The 18,437-nt window shown below is 64.1% G+C and carries 18 protein-coding genes and 3 tRNA genes; 5 read left to right on the forward strand and 16 right to left on the reverse strand.

The window, feature by feature from the left end; translation table 11 throughout:
• The first annotated feature begins 131 nt into the window (after positions 1–131).
• The 5 genes from KF838_05095 (at position 132) to KF838_05115 (ending at position 3,721) form a co-directional block, all read left to right on the forward strand.
• Positions 132–2,321: a glutamine synthetase III gene (locus tag KF838_05095; GenBank protein QYK49230.1), complete on the forward strand. Its 2,190-nt coding sequence runs from the start codon at positions 132–134 to the stop codon at positions 2,319–2,321.
• A gap of 41 nt (positions 2,322–2,362) precedes the next feature.
• A tRNA-Ile gene (locus KF838_05100) sits at positions 2,363–2,435 on the forward strand.
• A gap of 59 nt (positions 2,436–2,494) precedes the next feature.
• Entirely contained in the window at positions 2,495–2,974 is a 480-nt protein-coding gene (locus KF838_05105) for a transcriptional repressor (GenBank protein ID QYK49231.1), read from the forward strand.
• Positions 2,971–3,618, forward strand: coding sequence for a DUF3313 domain-containing protein (locus tag KF838_05110; protein ID QYK49232.1), 648 nt, complete (start codon positions 2,971–2,973; stop codon positions 3,616–3,618). The genes KF838_05105 and KF838_05110 overlap by 4 nt, the downstream gene beginning before the upstream one ends.
• Positions 3,619–3,635: 17 nt before the next feature.
• Positions 3,636–3,721 (forward strand) — tRNA-Leu (locus KF838_05115).
• Positions 3,722–3,730: 9 nt separating this feature from the next.
• Here the strand turns inward: KF838_05115 and KF838_05120 are convergent.
• The 16 genes from KF838_05120 to KF838_05195 form a co-directional block, all read right to left on the reverse strand.
• On the reverse strand, positions 3,731–4,969 hold the full coding sequence (locus KF838_05120; GenBank protein QYK49233.1) for a hypothetical protein: 1,239 nt from the start codon (positions 4,967–4,969) through the stop codon (positions 3,731–3,733).
• 2 nt (positions 4,970–4,971) lie between these two features.
• Positions 4,972–5,625, reverse strand: a complete 654-nt coding sequence (locus KF838_05125; protein QYK49234.1) for a hypothetical protein — start codon at positions 5,623–5,625, stop codon at positions 4,972–4,974.
• Between the two features lie 15 nt (positions 5,626–5,640).
• Positions 5,641–6,168, reverse strand: coding sequence for a hypothetical protein (locus KF838_05130; GenBank protein QYK49235.1), 528 nt, complete (start codon positions 6,166–6,168; stop codon positions 5,641–5,643).
• A complete protein-coding gene (locus tag KF838_05135; GenBank protein ID QYK49236.1) occupies positions 6,165–6,734 on the reverse strand; it encodes a GspH/FimT family pseudopilin in 570 nt (189 codons plus the stop codon). Before KF838_05135 ends, KF838_05130 begins: the two co-directional genes overlap by 4 nt.
• A 31-nt stretch (positions 6,735–6,765) precedes the next feature.
• Entirely contained in the window at positions 6,766–7,242 is a 477-nt protein-coding gene (locus KF838_05140; GenBank protein ID QYK49237.1) for a prepilin-type N-terminal cleavage/methylation domain-containing protein, read from the reverse strand.
• Between the two features lie 114 nt (positions 7,243–7,356).
• Positions 7,357–7,872 (reverse strand): hypothetical protein, encoded by a 516-nt coding sequence (locus tag KF838_05145; protein QYK49238.1) that lies wholly within the window; start codon positions 7,870–7,872, stop codon positions 7,357–7,359.
• Positions 7,873–7,908: 36 nt separating this feature from the next.
• Positions 7,909–8,499 (reverse strand): hypothetical protein, encoded by a 591-nt coding sequence (locus KF838_05150; GenBank protein ID QYK49239.1) that lies wholly within the window; start codon positions 8,497–8,499, stop codon positions 7,909–7,911.
• Positions 8,496–9,146: a PilN domain-containing protein gene (locus KF838_05155; protein ID QYK49240.1), complete on the reverse strand. Its 651-nt coding sequence runs from the start codon at positions 9,144–9,146 to the stop codon at positions 8,496–8,498. The genes KF838_05150 and KF838_05155 overlap by 4 nt, the downstream gene beginning before the upstream one ends.
• Positions 9,143–10,144, reverse strand: coding sequence for a hypothetical protein (locus KF838_05160; GenBank protein ID QYK49241.1), 1,002 nt, complete (start codon positions 10,142–10,144; stop codon positions 9,143–9,145). Before KF838_05160 ends, KF838_05155 begins: the two co-directional genes overlap by 4 nt.
• Positions 10,141–11,376: a type II secretion system F family protein gene (locus KF838_05165; GenBank protein ID QYK49242.1), complete on the reverse strand. Its 1,236-nt coding sequence runs from the start codon at positions 11,374–11,376 to the stop codon at positions 10,141–10,143. Before KF838_05165 ends, KF838_05160 begins: the two co-directional genes overlap by 4 nt.
• Positions 11,373–13,139: a Flp pilus assembly complex ATPase component TadA gene (tadA, locus tag KF838_05170; protein ID QYK49243.1), complete on the reverse strand. Its 1,767-nt coding sequence runs from the start codon at positions 13,137–13,139 to the stop codon at positions 11,373–11,375. The genes KF838_05165 and tadA overlap by 4 nt, the downstream gene beginning before the upstream one ends.
• A complete protein-coding gene (locus KF838_05175; protein ID QYK49244.1) occupies positions 13,136–13,471 on the reverse strand; it encodes an STAS domain-containing protein in 336 nt (111 codons plus the stop codon). The genes tadA and KF838_05175 overlap by 4 nt, the downstream gene beginning before the upstream one ends.
• Positions 13,472–13,487: 16 nt before the next feature.
• Positions 13,488–15,338, reverse strand: a complete 1,851-nt coding sequence (locus KF838_05180) for a PAS domain-containing protein (protein ID QYK49245.1) — start codon at positions 15,336–15,338, stop codon at positions 13,488–13,490.
• A gap of 192 nt (positions 15,339–15,530) precedes the next feature.
• Positions 15,531–15,613: transfer RNA gene (locus KF838_05185), tRNA-Tyr, on the reverse strand.
• A gap of 102 nt (positions 15,614–15,715) precedes the next feature.
• Positions 15,716–17,224 carry a type VI secretion system contractile sheath large subunit gene (locus KF838_05190; GenBank protein QYK49246.1) on the reverse strand — a complete coding sequence of 503 codons (1,509 nt, stop codon included), beginning with the start codon at positions 17,222–17,224 and terminating at the stop codon, positions 15,716–15,718.
• A 457-nt stretch (positions 17,225–17,681) separates the two neighbouring features.
• Positions 17,682–18,086 (reverse strand): hypothetical protein, encoded by a 405-nt coding sequence (locus KF838_05195; GenBank protein ID QYK49247.1) that lies wholly within the window; start codon positions 18,084–18,086, stop codon positions 17,682–17,684.
• Positions 18,087–18,437: the final 351 nt, after the last annotated feature.

The following is an 18,437-nucleotide window of genomic DNA, read 5'->3' on the forward strand; positions in this document are numbered from 1 at the left end:
TCCGGCGTTCCCGCACGGGGCGAGTGCCGCGATTGCCGGGCTGGATCGGACGCTGTCGGCGGTGCGGGCCGCCGGTGGCGCTCGCTGATCACCGGGATCCTGCGTCGTGCCCTGCGGGCAGGAGATATCGAATGGATCACGGAGTCTTGACGCACGGACGGGCTGGTCATTCATCGAACGGGCACGCGGGCGCGGAGCACTCGGCGCGATCCGTGGAATCGCTGTATGCGAGCGACGTGTTTACTGATCGCGTGATGCAGCAGCGGCTGCCGAAGGATGTGTTCAAGCGGATCCAGAGGACGATCACGCATGGCGAGCCGCTGGATGCGCGTCTCGCGGACGTGGTGGCTGCGGCGATGCGTGACTGGGCGATCGAGAGCGGGGCGACGCACTACACGCACTGGTTCCAGCCGCTGACTGGCCAGACGGCGGAGAAGCACGACGCGTTCCTTTCGCCTGATGGGCGGGGCGGCGCGATCAGCGAGTTCACCGGCTCGATGCTGGTGCAAGGCGAGCCGGACGCGTCGAGCTTCCCCTCGGGGGGGCTGCGCACGACGTTCGAGGCGCGTGGCTACACCGCGTGGGACTGCACGAGCCCGGTGTTCCTGGTGCGGAGCGCGGGGACGGTGACGCTGGTGATCCCGACGGCGTTTGTTTCGTGGAACGGGGAGGCGCTCGACAAGAAGACCCCACTGCTGCGTTCGATGCAGGCGGTTGCGGCGCAGGCGATGCGGATCCTCAAGATCTTCGGCACTGACACCGGCGTCACGAGCGTGACCCCCACGATCGGCGCGGAGCAGGAGTACTTCCTCATCGATCGCGAGCTGTATTTCAAGCGGCCCGATCTGCTCTCGTGCGATCGGACACTGGTCGGCGCGAGGCCTCCGAAGGGGCAGCAGCTTGAGGACCACTATTTCGGGTCGATCCCGGTTCGCGCGCTGTCGTTCATGACCGAGGTCGAGCGCGAGCTTGTGCGCGTCGGGGTGCCGGTCAAGACGAGGCACAACGAGGTTGCGCCCGGCCAGTTCGAGGTCGCGTGCCACTTTGAAACGGCGAACATCGCCTGCGATCACCAGATGTTGGTGATGGAGACGCTGCGCCGTGTGGCGACACGCCACGGCCTTCAGTGCGTGATGCACGAGAAGCCGTTCGCGGGCGTGAACGGTTCGGGCAAGCACGTGAACTGGTCGCTGGCCACGGATACGGGGGTGAATCTCCTCGATCCTCGCGACGACACGCACACGAACATGCAGTTCCTCGTCTTCCTTTGCGCCATGATCCGAGCGGTTGACATGCACGCGGACATGCTCCGAGCGTCGATCGCTTCGGCGAACAACGACCATCGACTGGGTGCGAACGAGGCCCCGCCGGCGATTATCTCGATCTTCCTCGGGGACATGCTGATGGACATCATCGAGCAGGTCGAGTCCGGCAAGGCGAAGAAGACGATCAAGGGCGGGACACTGGATCTGGGCGCGAACACGCTCCCGCAGATTCCCCGCCATTCCGGCGACAGGAACCGGACATCGCCGTTCGCCTTCACGGGGAACAAGTTCGAGTTCCGGGCGGTCGGTTCTTCGGCGTCGATCGCGTGGCCGATCACGGTGTTGAACGCGATTGTTGCCGAGTCGCTGGACTATGTGGCCTCTGAGCTGGAGCGGGCGGTCGGCTCTCGCCCGACCGAGGCCCGGTTGCAGCAGGCCGTCCGCACGCTGCTCCAGAAGATGGTTCGGCAGCACAAGCGGGTGATCTTCAACGGGGACGGCTACTCGAAGGCATGGCACGATGAGGCGGCGAAGCGCGGTCTACCGAACCTCAAGGACACCGTCGAGGCGTTGCCCGCGATGCGGTCGAAGAAGGCCGTGGACGTGATGAAGCGGTTCGGCATTCTGAGCAAGGTCGAGCTGGAGAGCCGCTATCACATCTTCCTCGAGAAGTTTGTGAAGCAGGTGACGATCGAGGCGGAGACGCTCGCGCAGATCGCGCGGACGCAGGTGCTGCCGACGGCGATCCGCCAGCAGACCGAGTTCGCCGAGTCTGTGACGGCGACCGAGGCCGCGGATGTGCCGGCGACGAGTGTGCGTGAGATGCTCGAGATCTACGCGGATCTCATCGGTCGATTCCGGACGCAGACGATCTCTCTCGAGTCGCTGCTTTCAGAGGAGCACCACGACGATCCCGTCAAGCACGCCCACTTCATCAAGACCAAGGTTCGTCCGGTCATGAACGCGGTTCGGGATCTTGCGGACGAGCTGGAGAGACGCACAAGCGCGGATCTCTGGCCCCTCCCGACCTATCGCGAGATGCTGCTGTTGAAGTAGAATACCGGGCCGGTCCGGGCGAAGGCCCGGACCGGACGTTCGGCCCTGTAGCTCAGCGGTAAGAGCAGGCGACTCATAATCGCTTGGTCCTCGGTTCGAATCCGAGCGGGGCCATTTGCCGGTGCGGGTGGCGAGTTCCCTGCGCGGCGTGCCGGTTTCGCTTATCATTGGCGATGCGTTCGACACGGCAGAGAGGTGCGATACTGCGGACACTCGAGAGATCGGGGCGCCCGCTCAGCGCGGCGGAGGTGCTGACTCTCGCGAGGACAGAGGTTCCGGGACTGGGTCTGGCCACGGTCTATCGCACGATCGACTCGCTGGTCGCGTCGGGGGCGATCGCCTGTGTCGAGATTCCCGGGAAGTCCCCACGGTTCGAGATCGCGGGCAAAGACCACCATCACCATTTCTTGTGCAAGGCGTGCCATAAGGTGTTTGAGGTTCATGGGTGCCCGGGGAACATCGATGCGCATGTGCCGCGCGGGTTCGTCCTTGAGGGGCATGAGTTGACGTTGTTCGGCCTGTGCGGCACGTGTGCCGAGGGTCGGGCGGAGACGGCTACTCCGCTGGTTGCGAAGGCGCGGAGGGCGAAAGCCGCTCGGAAGGGTGCATCGGAGACGCGGCGATCCGGCCGCACGAGAAGGAAGGACGCGTGATGCGATTGTTGTGTCTGGCTGCGGTGCTTGTGATGGCTGGATCTCTGGTGTGCGGCTGCGCGAACAGGCCGGGAAAGACACAGTCCGGCTTCCTTTCGAACTACGACGATCTGGTTCGTGTGAGCGATGCGGAGTTTGCGCGGATCGATGCGGAGGCCCTTGCCACTCTCGATTCGTTGTACATCGAAGAGGTGCGGCTGATGGTCAGCACGACGCCGGATGGCTCCCCGATCTCCGAGAAGAGTGCGCAGGAGCTCACTGATCACGTCAGAGTGGCTCTTGCGAAGTCGTTCGCGTCGGAGTATCGAATCGCGGATGGCCCGGGTGAAGGGGTTGGGCGGCTGCGTGTCGCGATCACCGAGGTGAAGAAGCCGGCGACGCTCCTGAATCTGCATCCGGCGAGCAAGATCACCGGCGCTGGTCTGGGTGGCGCGACCATCGAGAGCGAGATTCTGGATGATCGCGGGACGCAGATTGCGGCGCTCATTGAGCCGCGGAAGGGCGATCAGTTCGAGTTGGATACATTCGCCGAATTCGAGGATGCGATGGATGCCATCGATGCATGGGCCGAAGCGATGCGGAGGCGTCTCGATAGTGCGCGTGGCAAGGCGACTACACGCGAGCATCCATCGCGCGAGAGATAAGCACTCGCAAACACGCGGGGCCCGTGGCGGAATCGGCAGACGCAGGGGACTTAAAATCCCCCGCCCCTTACGGGGCGTGAGGGTTCGACCCCCTCCGGGCCCATTGAGATCATTAGTCGCCGACAACGCGGGCGAGCGTATCGGCTTTCAGCCGCATGTTGTAGCGGCTTATGAAGCCACGAGCCGGCAGGGTGGCGTAACTCCCATCGAACGTGATGTTGACGGTTCCGGCGAAGGCGATATCGTCGGCCGCGATCAGCGGCCCGGTGACGGCTGAGTTCTCACGTGCCGCGATGTCGTCCGAGGCGTAGACGAGACCGTGCAGTTGCGAGGGATATGTGTCCACCCTGTCGTTGTCGGACTGTCCGTTGTATGGCGCGGTGCTGGGATTGAAGTTGGTGTTGTGGGTGACCTCGGAGAGTGCGGTCGTCGTGAGCTCGATCGCGATTCGCCCCTTGACCAGGAGTGCAGGCATGCGGCCTTCGGCTGGCTTCCAGTTCACAGACTGATCTACCTTTGACGACGTGCCCGAGTTCAGGAGCACGAGTGTGCCCTCGATTCGGCAGTTCCGGATGCGTATGTTGGCTCCGGCGCAGTCGATCACGTAGATCCCGAGAGGATTGGTCGCGCCGAACGGATTGTGGTTCGGCGCGAGAACCACCCGTTCGAGGATTCCGGAGGGGAGTGAAGCGAAACTGATCGTGGTTCCATTTGCAGCGTACCAGTCGAAGACTGTGGCGGGGTCGGGGTGCTGTCGCGTGCCGGAGGTCGGATAGATCGCGCGTCTGTACGTCGATCCAGAGATCGTCGACCCGGCGTACACACGGGCGTAGACATTTGCGAACAGCGCGGTTGACGCGCCGTTCGCGGCGACGGCCTCGGTCGCGTTGAGCGTTCCATTGAAGCCGATCGCGTCTCCGGCCGAGGCGCTGTAGTTGAGTGAGTCCATCGCCACGGGTACCGGCGTGAACGTGGCGGTGATGACCTGCCTCGCCTTGCCGAACCGGGCCTCGCTGATCAAGGTGATGTCGTCTTCGGGGTCATCGGTCGCGCTGCCGTCGGGGTCGCTCGCGGTGACGGTGACAGTTCCATCCAGCAGCGGAGCGTCATTCATCCAGACGCCGAGGCCACGGAGTGTTCTCCACGATTGATCGGACTGGAGATACGCGACGGAGAGTTCCAGCCCCGCCTGCGCGATCTGGTGGGCGCGTTCGATCTCCCACGCTCGCGAGAGGCGGTCGCGCCGGACCTTGTGGACCATCGTGCCCGTCACGCCGATCGATACCGTCACGAGCACGGCGACGAGCACGAGCAGGTACGCGGTGGCGCGGCGTTGGTTGTATGAGTCCATGCTCATCCCCCCAGGAGTCCGCCGAGGGCACTTACCGTGCCGCCCACGACACCGGTCAAGCCCGTGATCGCGTTGCCGGTGGAGTCCACGATATCGACAAGCACGCCGTCGCTTGTGACGCCGACGGGTGCGGCGGCTGTGAAGATACCGGTTCTTGCATCGTCCCACGCGCCGGTTCGGATAGCCGTCTGGCTGGCGACGACCTTGCCTTTGTAGGAAGCAGTGACGGTGACTCGTTTCACCCGCGAGTCGTATGAGACGACGACGCCGTTGGGGTTCGCGAGACTCACGCGCTCGACTCGTATGCCGACCTGCCATCCGACGAGATCATCGCGAACGGACCCGTCGTAGTCGAGTGGCGGGGTCTCAGTCCAGTTGTGGAAGTCATCGACATCGTTGAAGCCGGATCTGGAGGTGACGGAGCTCTCAGAGGCATTGCGACCGAACGAGCCGATGAGGCCCGGCTGCTCGAAGTTGGTTGCGAGAACATCGGCCATGACCTCGGCGACGAGAGCGTCTCCGGTCGCCCGAGTTGTGGCGTGGGCTTCCGCGCGTGCCGCAGCGCCGACGACGCTGAGTGCCGCGAGCAACGCGCCTGACGCGAGGACCAGCGCGAGCATGGCTTCCACCAGACTGAAGCCCCTGCGAGTGGGCATGAGCGGGGCCTCCTGTTACGGTGCGACGGGAAGTGCAAGGCATCGGAACGTGCGCCGGTGGTGCACGCCGTCGGATGTTCGCATGGTGAACGTGATCGATCTGACAATCTCGATCGATTGCCCATTGTCGCTGATCTGGCTCGCAATCTCATCGAACTCCGCGTCGAGAATGCCGCTGTAGGCGACGGAGAGCGTGCCTGCCGCAAGCCGGAGAAGACTTCCTCCATCATTCTCGTCGAACGCGTAGGCGATCTCGTCCGCAACCGTATCGCCATCGAGATCGGTGCTGACGACGGAGATGAAGTCGTCATCGAGAGCGAGGATCTCGCGTGCGTGGCTGATGTCCAGGGCCATCTGAGCCATGAGATCTGCGATCGCGACCGATGTCGCCGACCCGCTGTCGCTTCGGGGAGACGATCTCGCAGCGACCATGATCACTGAAGAGACGGTCGCGCCGACGATCGCGATGATCGTGGTCGCAAGCGCGACCTCGATGAGCGTGAAGGCGCGGCTGATTCTGACGTCTCGATGAGTACGGATCATCGCCCCCCCCCCCCGCCGCCCATGCGGATCTCGGACTCCGTCTCGATGTCACCGATCTTGACCGAGCCCGAGATCGCGTTGAGGGCAATGCGGCAGAGCAGCCCGTCTGTGGCGAGTGTGACCACCCCATCGGCCGAGCCGACACCGTGTCCGTTGAATGAAACCTCGCCCGCGGCGAAGGATACGAGCGAGACCTCCACGTCGTAAGGCCTCTGTGTGAGCCGGACTTCTCGAACGATCTGGTTGGCAGCGTCTCTGATGATGTACCCATTTCGAGTGTAGATCACCTTAACGCTCGCGCTGGATGCAATCGCGTGGGCTCGGGCCTCTGCGAGATCGGCCGCGACTCGCTGGGATGCTCCCTGGAGTCGCCAGATCGATTCCGACGTCATCATGCGGGGCACGGCGAGAGCGGACGCGGTGCCGATGATCGCCAGCACGATGAGCAGTTCGAAGAGAGAGAAGCATCGCCGGATACAAGAACCCGGCCCTGTTGTCTCTTTCCCATCGCGGAGCGAGGGGTTCGGACAACAAGGCCGGGCTGTGGTGGTGCGTGTGTCGGGCATGTTCGGTCGGCCCGTCGTAGGTCGTGTCGGATCAATAGTCGCGGTACGCGACGCCCCGTGCATCGACCTCGCCGACGACCAGGTTGGCGTGGATATGGCCGGTGGTCTCGTTATATACCCACGCGCCGGTCGCGTCGCCATCGGTCGCGGTGATCGCGGTGTTGCCCTTCTTGCTGCCGACCTTGAGGGTCGGGACCTTGCGGAGATAGGGGCCGTAGATCCGCTCAGCCGACTTGGCGCCGAAGCTGTCGCCGGCAACGTTTGAGTACTGCGTGAGCGCGTTCTCGATGCTGGCGGCGGGCGGATAGATGCCCCCGTGCTCGGCGTGGTAGAGATCAATCGCGTTGCGGAGGACCGCAAGGTCCGCGACGAGCGATGAGTCGGCAGCGCCCTCGGCACCGCGGCTCATGCGAGGAATCGCGATTGCCCCGATGATCCCGAGGATGACAACTACGATCACGAGCTCGATGAGACTGAATGCACGACGGGCCTGATTCATCGCCAACATGGGTGTGTCTCCGTTTGTATGCCCTTCCTCCTCGGGCAGTTGGAGTATCGGAGCGATCCGGGACAGACTTCAGTACTGTGGCCGTGCGGGCGGGTAAGTTCCGGACGAGTTGTGTTATCGGGCAACGACGATAGTGTGCAGCGTGCCAGAGACCTCTACCGTGACTGATCCGCTCTCGACGCTCACGAGGACGGCACCGCTCGTCGTCGCCTCACCGACACGAACGGGCTTGCCGTCCATCATCGCAAAGCCGCCCTTCGCGTCCTGAACGACCATTGAGACCTTCGGCAGGATGACCTGGGGCGCGATCACGCTGGCTGGGCTTGAATCAGTGCGGGCGACTTCCTGCGGCGCGAGCTCGGCCCGCCAAATCGGATCGATATCGAAGATCTGCACACCGAGCGATGCACCGGAATCCTGATCGAGTTGGAGCAAACGCTGGTGCAGGGGAACACGCAACGGCTGGGCGGTTGAGCCGGCGAGTGCCGCGGCGGGTGCCTGCTGGGCGTCTGCAGGCGAGTGCGACGCGCTTGCCGCGCTCGGGCCGCCGATGAGCTGGTCCATGCCGAGGACCCCTCCACCGAGCACGAGCAGCATGAGATAGACTTTCCGTTCCCGCGTGAGCTTCATGCCCCAATTTGGCGAAACAGCAGCGAGGCGTGCAAGTCATTTGGCTGGATTTTCTTTGTCGCGTTCCGACTTTGCGGCGTACCAATCGATCTCCAGTTGTACGGTCGACCACCCACCTCCGGTGGTGAGATCGGCGCGAAGATCGAATGATCGCACCGCGACGTCCGAGAAGCGATCGTTGATCGATCGCATGAACTCGGAAACATTCTGTGCCGCGGCTCGCCCCGCAAGACGCACTGGCACGCGGAGAAATTGGGGGTCGCTGATGGGCGGCTGCGCGTTGAGCGCATCGACCTCGATGTTGTGCTCTGCGGCGAGGGCGGCGATGTCGCGGATCTTGGTGTTGAGATGAGACGTGGGCTGGAGAGAGACGCCGCTCAGTCGCAGGGATTCCTCGGCCTGGCGTAGAGCGGCCTCGGCATCGCGTGCTTTCCGCCGGATCTCGGCCTCGTCTTCCGATCGTGCACGGAGCGCAACACGGAGCATCGACTGGCGTTCGCGGATCCCCTCGACGGGTTTCACGCCGAGGAAGTAGCCGGCGGCGATGATCGAGGCGAGCGCGGCCAGGCCCGCTGCATGCACAATGGCGGCGCGCCTGATCGAAGCGAGGAGTGTTGCAGATCTCATGGCGCCACCTCCACGACCGAGGCGAGTTCGGCACGGATCTCAAAGCCAATGGCCTCGCCGCGAAGGAGCGAGCGACGGCGCATGTGAACGAGCGTTGTCTGTGTGAAGAGCCCCGACTCTTCCATGGCGAGCACGATCGCGGAGACCCGATCCTGATCCTTCGCTGCGCCGGAGAGACTGAGGATGTAACCGGGGTGTGCCGGCTGGTCATTCTTCGCGGGTTGTGCGCCGGGAGTGCTCGCCGGAGGGGTGGTGGTACGGGATGCAGCAGGCATCGCGGCTTCGGTGAGGCGACAGGACTCGACAACCGCCCCGTCGCCGACGTATCGCCCGAGGAGCGAGATGAGCCGGCTCCACTCCGGGTTCGAGCGGATTCGTTCTGACACGGCGAGTTCGCGCTGGACACTTGTCATAGCGAACGCGGACTTCGAGATCTGCAGCTTGAAGGACTCAACGCTCCGGCTTCGTTCTCCGAGCAGCCGCGTGAGTTCGCGCCCGCCGTCGCCGACCTGCGAGCGGCACTTGATGGCCCATGCGCCGGAGGAGATCAACGCGACAACACAGAGTACGCCCCAGCCGCAGGCGGCATTGCGGCGGCTGCGTGCCGCGAGCACCGACGTCGGAAGAAGATTGACTCTGATCGTCACGACGTAGTCTCCTCGGTAGCGCGGAGCGACAGCCCGTAAGCCAGAGCCATCGCGCCGCTTCCAACGCTCGACCCGGCGACTGTGACGGGCAGCTCGATCTCGGCCTGGATCTCTGGAGCGAGCCCCGCTGTGTCGCTGCCCCAGCCGACGAGCACGATCGACTGCGGCTTTGCAGTGCCGCCCTTCATTCGGACATAACTGATGGATTCTTTCACGGCCTCGACGACGTCGTATGCGAGGCGTGAAACAAACTGTCTGGCTTGCTCACCGGCGGTTCTGGTGGATGGCCTGGGCTCGCTGTCGCATGCTCGCACCTGTGACCAGAGCGACTCAGGAGTGATCCCGAGGGGAGCAGCGGCGCATCCGAGACGATCGGCCATGCCGAGTTCGCCGAGTTCGCGTTCGAGCATGACGATGCCGCCTGAGACGACGCAGACCCGGCCGCTGGTGGCGCCCAGATCGACGGTGACAAAGGCCGGGGCGGCTTGTTCGCGGCTTGCGATGCGTGTGATGGCGATGCAGGCGGGTTCGATGGCTTCGATGGGGAAGCCGCAGTCGTCGAACCAGTCCGCGATAGCGACGGCTTTCTCTTTCTGGCAGGCAACGGCCATCATTGCGCAGTTATGGGTCGCCTTGCCTCCGACCGGGATCTCCCACGAGACCGCCTCGATCGATGCGATCTCGCAGCGCATGAGCCGGGCGAGTTCGACCGCGACGAGACGGTCTATGGGCGCACCAGAAGATCGTGGAGGGAGCTCGAGTGTCGAGGATGTCGCGATCGCCGGTGGGGCCCCGAGCACGACGCGGCCAGTCCATACGTTCCTGCGCCTCAGAATAGAGGTCATACGCACGATCTCGTCTCGACCGAGCGAGTCCGCCGTCGTGATGCGCGGCACGATCACTCGGGCGATGATGGTTCCGTCGTGCGGATCAATGGCCACGCACTTTGACGCCTTTGAGCCGATATCGATTCCGATGGATGGCTGTGATCGTGTCATTTCGGGCCTCCCGGCTGGGTCATCGCGGTGAGGTCGAAGAGCGGCAGAAACATGGAGAGGGCGACGAAACCGACAACCGCGCCAAGAACAACGAGGATGACCGGTTCGATGATGCTGGAGAGTGCCCGGAGCGTGACCTCGTTGTCCTCATCCATGAAGTCGGCCATTCCGAGCATGACGGTGCCGATCTGTCCCGAGGCCTCGCCATTGCGGACCGCTTCGCACACGTTCGGCGGCAGCAGGTCGCCCTCGGCGAGAGACTCGCTCATCGACTCCCCCTTTGTGACGGCGTCGCTGGCCCGCATCAGGAGGTTCTCGAAGTGGATATTGCCGGCTGCGGCGCGGCAGAGATCGATCGCTTCAACGAGTGGGATCCTTGCCTCAACCAGAACGCCCATGAGCCGGATCATGCGTGCTGTGAGCACGTTGCGCGTGATCACACCGACACGGGGCGCACGGATGATCGCGGTATCGATGGCGGTCTTGCCGGCACTTGATTTCAGGAACGCGATGCTGCCACCGATGGCGGCGACGATGCCGCCCACGACCCAGGGCCACTGCGACCGGATGAACTCACTCGCGGCCATGAGCATCGCGGTTGTCGGCGGGAGCGGGGCGTCGAGCGACTCGAACATCTCGGCGAAACGGGGGAGGACGAAGATGAGCATGAGCACGATGACGTTGACCGCGATCACGAGGAGCACGCTCGGGTATGTGAGGGCTCCGAGCACGGTGTGGCGGACGTGCAGTTGCTGCCTGGAGAGAGCGGCAAGACGCTGGAGCATGGCCGGCAACTGCCCGCCCGCTTCTCCCGCTCCGATCAGACTGCGTGTCACATTGTCGAAGTGTGCCGGGCGTGATTCCATGGCCTGCGCGAGCGACGCCCCCTCTTCGACCCTGCCCCGCACCGCGCCGATCGCCTCTCGCCATGAGGCATCCTTTGTCTGACGCTCAAGGGCCCCGAGCGCCTGGGTGATCGGTGTGCCCGCGGAGCAGAGCATCGAGAGCTGACGTGTGAACATGGAGACGTTCTGAAGACGCTTCGGCGCCTTGCCGCGCGTGCGGTGGCCGGTCGCGGAGTGAGACGCCGACTTGGCCTGCTCGACGCTGACGGATGTAACGAAGATGCCCTGGCGGCGCAGGCGTTCGCCTGCGTCCCTCGCGTCGGGAGCGTCGATCGAGCCCTGTACCGGCTTGCCGGAGGAGTCAAAGCCCTCGTAGCGGAGCTTCATGCGGCCTCCTTCTTCGGCGCGCCAGCAGCAGAAAGAGGCGTTTCTGAGTCCGCATCGTCGGTACGCGTGACTCGGAGGACCTCTTCAAGACTCGTCTTGCCCGCAAGAGCGAGTTGGACGCCGGACTGCCTCAGCGACATCGCGCCGTCGCGTGCCGCCTGCTCTCTGAGCATCTGGCTGCTGGCACGATTATGGACAAGGCGACGCATCTGCTCGGTGATCTCGACAACCTCGTACACGCCGAGGCGCCCCTGGAAGCCGCTGTCGTGGCACTGGGGGCAACCTCCACCCTTCTGGAAGGGGCGACCGACCATCGATGCAAGGCCCGCATCCGCGAGGACCTCCGGCGTCGGGTAGTACTTCGTGCGGCACGCGGCACAGATCGTGCGTGCGAGGCGCTGGGCGACGACGCCGTTCAGCGCGCTGGAGAGCAGGTACGGCTCAACATGCATGTCGAGCAGGCGGGCGACCGCGCCGACGGCGTCGTTGGTGTGGAGCGTCGCGAGCACACCGTGCCCGGTGAGCGCGGCCTGGACCGCGACCCGCGCGGTCTCTTCGTCTCTGATCTCGCCGACCATGATGATGTCGGGATCCTGCCGGAGGATGCTCCGCAACGCTCTCGCGAAGCCGAGGCCGATCTGGTCCTGCACCTGGATCTGGTTGACGCCGTCGAGCTGATACTCGACGGGATCCTCAACCGTGAGGATGTTGACTTCGGGCGAACGCAGCAGGTCGAGTGCCGAGTAGAGCGTCGTGGTCTTGCCCGATCCCGTCGGGCCGGTGACGAGCACGAGCCCGTGGGGCTGTTTCAGCACGCCCTTGAACCGCTTCATGGCGTCGGGATCGAACCCGAGCTCTTCGAGTTTCACCTTCAGATTCTGCTTGTCGAGGATACGGATGACGATCTTCTCGCCGAGAAGCGTCGGCATGCTCGAGACGCGGAGATCGATCTCGCGTCCCTCAGCAACGATCCGCACGCGCCCCTCCTGGGGCAGGCGCTTCTCAGCGATATCCATACGACCAATGACCTTGACTCGAGAGACGATGGCAGCGTGCATGCCCTGAGGCGGCTTCATCAGGTCTCTGAGCATGCCATCCTTGCGGTAGCGGATGCGGGTGCCCCGCTTGTCGGGCTCGATGTGGATGTCGCTCCCGCGATCCTTGACGGCGGTGAGCAACGCCACGTTCACAAGGTTGACGATCGGGCTCCCGGCGACGAGCTTGTCGAGATCGGTCGCTGGTCCTTCGTCTACGGTCTCTCGCTCGACAACCTCAACATCCTGCTCGGCGAGCGACGTCAGGAACGCATCGACATCGACGTTGCCGCCCGCGTATTTCTTGACATACTCGCGAATGTTCGCTTCAAGGGCCAGAACGGGCCGGATCTTGCGGCACTTGGTCAGTTGCCGCAGACGGTCGATCGTCGGCAGACTCTGCGGCTCGGCCATCGCGACCGTCAGTGTGTCGCGAACCTTGAACATGGGAATCGCGTGGAGGCGTTCGGCCTCTTCCTCACCGACGAGCGACAACAATGTGGGGTCGATCAGGCCGTGGCGAAGGGTCACGCACCGAGTGCCGAGGCACTTTGAGAGCGCCCTGACGAGTGTCTGCTGAGAGATCACGCCCTGTGTGACGAGCATCTCCCCGAGCATCTGGCCGCTGCTGCGTTGCTCGGTAAGGGCGCGGGTGAGCTGGCTCTCCGTGATCGCGCCGTCCGCGACGAGGAGTTCGCCGACTCTTGGCTTGGAGCCGCCTTCGCTCACAGGAAGCTCCTGACTGCGCTCGACACATCCTCGAACTGTTCGAGGGAATCGAGGATCTCGGTCAGATCCAACGCCTCACGAACCGTCTCGCAGACGCCGCACACTCGCAGCGACTGGCCCATGTCAGCGAGCTCCTCGGCGAGATCCAGGATGGCTTCGAGCCCTTTGGAGTCAAGGAACGGCACGTCTGATGCGTCGATGATGAGGCGCCCGAGTGTGCGCTGTGATGCGCCGCGCACCGCGGCGGCGAACACTCCGGCATCCTGCTGCGCGATCGGTCCACGCGGCCTGATGACCGTGACTGCGCCGTGGGCTTGTTCATCGATCTTCATACGTGTGCTCCTCCGATCATGCCGCCGCTCTGGCCGGGAGCGTGATGGTGAACGTGCTGCCCTTGTTGTCCTCTGACTTGAGCCCGATGTCGCCCCCGTGCAGTCTTACGACGTCGCGAGCGAGCGTGAGCCCGAGGCCGGTGCCCGTGATGTTCGCGATGCGAGTGTCCTTGGCTCGGTAGAACTTGTCGAAGATCAGGCCCTGCTCCTCCTGCTTGATGCCGATGCCGGTGTCCTCGACAGCGATGCGAACCTCATCCTGCTCCCACGCCACCTTGACCGCGACCGAGCCCCCCTCAGGCGTGTACTTGAGGGCGTTGGCAACAATGTTGTGGATCGCAAGCGAGAGCTTGTCGCGATCTCCCTTGATGACCGGGAGCTTGGGCGGCAGCTCGAATTTCAAGGCAATGTGCTTGTCCTTCGCCTGGGCGACATAGTCGCGAGAGACATCGTCGAGGAGTTGTGAGAGTCGGACATCACCGGTCTGTATGGACATCGAGCCGGACTCGATCTCCGCCACGCTGAGCATGTCCTGGACCAGTCGTTCGAGTCGCTGCGATTCGTTGTTGATGACGTTCAATGCCTCCGACCTCACCTCGCGATCCTCTTCGGATGCGTCGATCGCCTGCTCCACATAGAGCCGGATGTTCGTGAGCGGCGTCCGCAGCTCGTGTGCCGCTTGGGCGACGAACGAGTGTCGGGCATCCTCTGCAGCGCGCTGCTGCGTGACATCCTCGATCATGACGAGCGCTGCTGCGCCATCTTCACGACGGATTGGCCTGACAGAGACGCGGAGGATTGTGCGTCCCTCGGACTTCCGCACCTCGAATGAGGCGCGACGACGTGCGCTCCCGGTGATGGCCGCTCGAATGGCGTCGTCGATCTCTGGGCTTGCGAAGCGTCCCTCGATCGAGCTTCCGACCACCTGCTCCCGGGGTGCTTCGAGGAGCAAGCCGGCCGCGCCGTTCGCGTAGGTCGCGTTCATATCCTCACCAACAAGAACAATGCCCTGCCACATGGCGTCGAGTGCGCCCGAAGAGACCTCCGCGGTGGCGCCTCCTCCTCTGCGAGTGCTGGTTGTGGCAACAACCGCCTCCGCGTCTTTACGCACTTCCCACTCGGCACGCTGGTCGAGCACTCTCCCCCATGCCTCTGCCACCTCTCCAAACGCAGAAGAGAGACGCACGGCCTCAGTGCTGGTCTCGCCACGCCCGAGCGCGAGCACGGCATCGCAGATCACGCCTTGTCTCGAGACCCTGCGCCGGATGCCCCGGTAGAGCGTCCACAGAACCGCGGCACCCGCGGCTCCCGCGAGTCCGATACCCGAAGCGGCCTCGATCCACGATGCGTTGCTGAAGAGAAAGCCCTCGGCGTTCCCGCGCGGCGAGGTGGCGACGAGTGTGAGCGCGCCACGACCGGGCACGATCACGGGGAACGACCGCGAGTCCGCCATGCTGGCAACGCTCTCCGAAGGCCATGAATCCGGAAGCTCCACGACCGTGATCTCACCGGGGTCGCTCGACGCGACGACCTGACCGTCGCCGATCAGGAGTTGGCAGGATCCGAGCCGACCGCTTGAGACGCTCTCAGCGACCAGCCGTCGCAACGCGCTGAGCCGGCCTTGCTCGATCAGTTCTTCCGCGGCACTCGCGAGCGTCTGGCCCGCAGCGTCGACCCTGTCGATCGCGCGGACGCGATCGAGGCGGTCGATCTCCATCGTGGCGATGGCTGCCGCTGCGACCGTCACACCGGCGACCACGCCGAGCATGGCGAGTCCGACGCCGGCGACGTCGCGTTCGCCCACGGAGAGCCCGCGGCTGGCGAGACGCATGAATGTGGTGTCGGCAAGTACCAGTTTCTTGGGCATGTCCGAGAACCCCTCAGCCCGAACATCGGGCGCAATCGGGGTGATCGGACATCGTGGAGGCCCCATCCATCTCAACTCAGGATGTTCCCGGTCCGCCGGGTCGAGCGGGGCGGCATGGTCCGACCCTGACGCGGCGTGTGGCCCGATAACCAAAGAAGCCCCGGGATGATTCCCGGGGCTTCAACGGTGAAGTGGGCGCGGAGGGATTCGAACCCCCGTAGGCATAAGCCAGCGGATTTACAATCCGCCCCGTTTGACCACTCCGGCACACGCCCAAGACAAACCAGAGGTCCCGAGCATCCATTTCGGCACGCTCGGGGGAGAAAGATAGCCGGTTTCCCCCCCGAACGGCAATCATCCCCCCCGGAATCTCTCGTTCAGCCCCATCGGCCCCGGAGATCGCCGCCGGCAAGATTCTGGATCGGACCGAGCACGACGGCGTCTCGCCCCTTCATTGAAGCGATCGGCACGAGCCCTCCATCGGAGATCGCTTCCAGAGCTCGTTCGGCGAGGAAGCACTCCGCACAGGGCAGCGCGTGGCTTCCAGCGGCGTCTTTCCACGAAGTGTGCGGAAGGTCGCCGACCACGCAGGGAGAGCCGAGTTGCATCGCATCACCATTCTCGATCCACCCCTCGACAATGAGCCGGAGGAGGAGCCACGCACCCCCGGCCCAGCACATCTCGGCATGTCCCGCGGCGTTCCCGCGTTCGTGTGCGTCGAGTTCCTCGAACGTGAATCGGTCGATCGGATCAGACCAAAGGCCGTATGGTCTCCTCGCGAGCCATCGGGGCATCGCCGCAGCGAGCCGCGAAGATTCCGGCGAGGTCTTGAGTCGATTCCATGACTCCCACCAGGGTTGCTGCTTCGGGCTGCTCCATCTTGCCGGGTCGGTTTCGATCGCGAATCCGGGGCATCCTACAAACGCAGCGTCCACGCTCAGAAGCAGCGTCGCGTTGACCGTGGCGGCGAGACGTGAGAGGGCATGAACGGTGTTCAGATCTGATTCGGAGGCACGCAAGGGCTCGACAAGCAGGATCACATCGACGGGTCCGGCCGATTCCGCGTCATCCCCTGCGAGCGTCGACTGAATCACGGAAAGATCGGTGCTCAGCAGTTGCTCGAGACGCGATGCATCTGCGGAGAGCACTTCGTACCCGACTTCATCCTCGCTCCACGCGTTGCTCAGCACGTTGTGGAGGGCTCTCCATGCAGATTCCACCCGAGCGAATCGCGGGCTGCGCAGCACGGCTTTCATCATCGTTGTGAGACGACGATCGATGGATCGGATGGCATCGGCCGCTTCTGCCCCCGCGCCGGCACTGCCGCCCGGGCCGCTGCCCACAATCTTCTGGATAAACGACTGGATATCGACGCCCTGAGGCGCGGCTGGCTTTGATCCAGCATTGGTGGACTTGCCGAGCAAGGCCGCGAGGTCGTTGCCTCCGGTATCAGTTTGGGCTTGATCCGGCTGCTGTGGTGCTGGCGGCTCATCCGAGGGTGCTTCGCTCGCGAGCAGCCCGAGCCCCTTGGCTTCGGCGATGGCCTCAACCGTGTTCGCGGGATCCTTGATTCGCTTCCGAAGCCCGATGAGCCGGCTCATCCAGGGCAGTTGCTCCGTGATGGAGTCGGGATGGAAATCATCGATGGATCGCACGCGCAGATTTCGCCGCTCCCCCTCCCACTCGAACTCCAGCTCGATTCCCAGACGCGAGATGGCCTGGTCGATCTCTGCCGGTTGAATTGCGACCGCGGACTGCTTCCCCGATCCAAAGTCCCCGAGGAGGAGAACCCTCAGCGGCCTCTCCCTGTCATCGGGACGGTGGTCGCCTCCCCCGGAGGACCTGAATCCCATATCGAACCCCATACCGCCGCGCATACCGGACATTCTGTCTACTCCCTGGTGTGTTCACCCGTGGATTCTGCCGATCCCAGTCTAACTCCAAACGATTCCACAGGCCCGTCGCCCTCAGAACAGATATATTCAGGTTGATAATTGGCGACCCGGGGAATGAGTCCGTGCCGAAGATCTTCACCCTCCAACTCTCTGACTCCACCGGCAAGGCCGATCGGCTCACCTTGCGATTTTCGGGTCCTGAGGCCACGCTCGCTCTCGGGTCAGACCCGGGCGTGGAACTGCGACTCCAGAACCCCGGCGTTGAACCCAAGCAGTGCGTGTTCCGACTTCTCGACCCGGAAACGCTGTGTGTAGAGGATGCTTCCTCTGCAAGCTCCACAAAGTTGAATGGACGTCCGACCTCGGGCGTAGAGATGATCGGCGAAGGCGACTGGATCGAGTTCGCGGATCTGCTCATCGAGGTTGTGGCCGAGTCGGTCGCGAATCCCTACAGCTCGCCGCCTGCCGCCGCGTCGAATGCGGCCCAGCCGACAAAGACGAGTGAGGCAAAGCCCGAGTCGATCCCGGCGACCAGTCCCGATACCCGAGCCAAGGAATCCCTAGAGCCAGCACCAGCGTCGACGCCCACGCCTCCCAAAGCGGCGACCGCCCCGCCCGCTCCTCCACCTTCAGCATCCCAGTCGAAGCCCGCATCCGGAATGGGAAGTCGGCCCGGTTCCAAGATTCCGATTCCGGGCGGGCCGGTGCCGAAGTCATCGATATCGAGAGCGGACACGCCGCGCCCTGCAATCCCACGCATCGAGATCCCTCGCACTCGTCCGATTTCTTCGGTGCCTGCGAGGCCTGCCCCCGCACCGCCGAGCGGGAAGTCCACGCCACCTCCAGAGATCATCTCGCCTCAGCCGGTGCTGCCGAAGCGAACCGAGCCGGTTGCAATGTCCCCTGACCATCAGGGACCGAGTGCGACACAAGCCAAGTCCGAGTCACCCGCTCCCCCACCACCTGTCTCACCCCCACCGCCAGAGCCCGTGGCGAGTGAGCCCGATCTCCCGGTCGCGCCAGTGCCGGACGAGCCATCTCCCGCGACCGATGCGCGAGTCTCGGAATCCGCACCGCAGGTCTCCTCGCCAGGGTCGGATTCATCGCGCCCCCGTCAGGCTACGCTTCGTCCCGCGACCCGTCCGCCCTCAAACGGGCCGCGGCTCGCGCCGCTCTCGCAACCCCCACGCTCGATGTCACCGGC

The organism is Phycisphaeraceae bacterium, from assembly GCA_019454185.1.
In the GTDB taxonomy this organism is placed as follows: domain Bacteria; phylum Planctomycetota; class Phycisphaerae; order Phycisphaerales; family UBA1924; genus JAHBWV01.

Excerpts from the sequence above, each read along its gene's own strand:
- KF838_05190 (QYK49246.1), bottom strand. The coding sequence starts at position 17,224 with ATGTCCGGTATGCGCGGCGGTATGGGGTTCGATATGGGATTCAGGTCC.
- KF838_05175 (QYK49244.1), bottom strand. The coding sequence starts at position 13,471 with ATGAAGATCGATGAACAAGCCCACGGCGCAGTCACGGTCATCAGGCCG.
- KF838_05095 (QYK49230.1), top strand. The coding sequence starts at position 132 with ATGGATCACGGAGTCTTGACGCACGGACGGGCTGGTCATTCATCGAAC.
- KF838_05105 (QYK49231.1), top strand. The coding sequence starts at position 2,495 with ATGCGTTCGACACGGCAGAGAGGTGCGATACTGCGGACACTCGAGAGA.
- KF838_05140 (QYK49237.1), bottom strand. The coding sequence starts at position 7,242 with ATGTTGGCGATGAATCAGGCCCGTCGTGCATTCAGTCTCATCGAGCTC.
- KF838_05135 (QYK49236.1), bottom strand. The coding sequence starts at position 6,734 with ATGCCCGACACACGCACCACCACAGCCCGGCCTTGTTGTCCGAACCCC.
- KF838_05165 (QYK49242.1), bottom strand. The coding sequence starts at position 11,376 with ATGAAGCTCCGCTACGAGGGCTTTGACTCCTCCGGCAAGCCGGTACAG.
- KF838_05180 (QYK49245.1), bottom strand. The coding sequence starts at position 15,338 with ATGCCCAAGAAACTGGTACTTGCCGACACCACATTCATGCGTCTCGCC.
- KF838_05125 (QYK49234.1), bottom strand. The coding sequence starts at position 5,625 with ATGCCCACTCGCAGGGGCTTCAGTCTGGTGGAAGCCATGCTCGCGCTG.
- KF838_05150 (QYK49239.1), bottom strand. The coding sequence starts at position 8,499 with ATGAGATCTGCAACACTCCTCGCTTCGATCAGGCGCGCCGCCATTGTG.
- KF838_05160 (QYK49241.1), bottom strand. The coding sequence starts at position 10,144 with ATGACACGATCACAGCCATCCATCGGAATCGATATCGGCTCAAAGGCG.
- KF838_05120 (QYK49233.1), bottom strand. The coding sequence starts at position 4,969 with ATGGACTCATACAACCAACGCCGCGCCACCGCGTACCTGCTCGTGCTC.
- KF838_05195 (QYK49247.1), bottom strand. The coding sequence starts at position 18,086 with ATGATCTCTGGAGGTGGCGTGGACTTCCCGCTCGGCGGTGCGGGGGCA.
- KF838_05130 (QYK49235.1), bottom strand. The coding sequence starts at position 6,168 with ATGATCCGTACTCATCGAGACGTCAGAATCAGCCGCGCCTTCACGCTC.
- KF838_05145 (QYK49238.1), bottom strand. The coding sequence starts at position 7,872 with ATGAAGCTCACGCGGGAACGGAAAGTCTATCTCATGCTGCTCGTGCTC.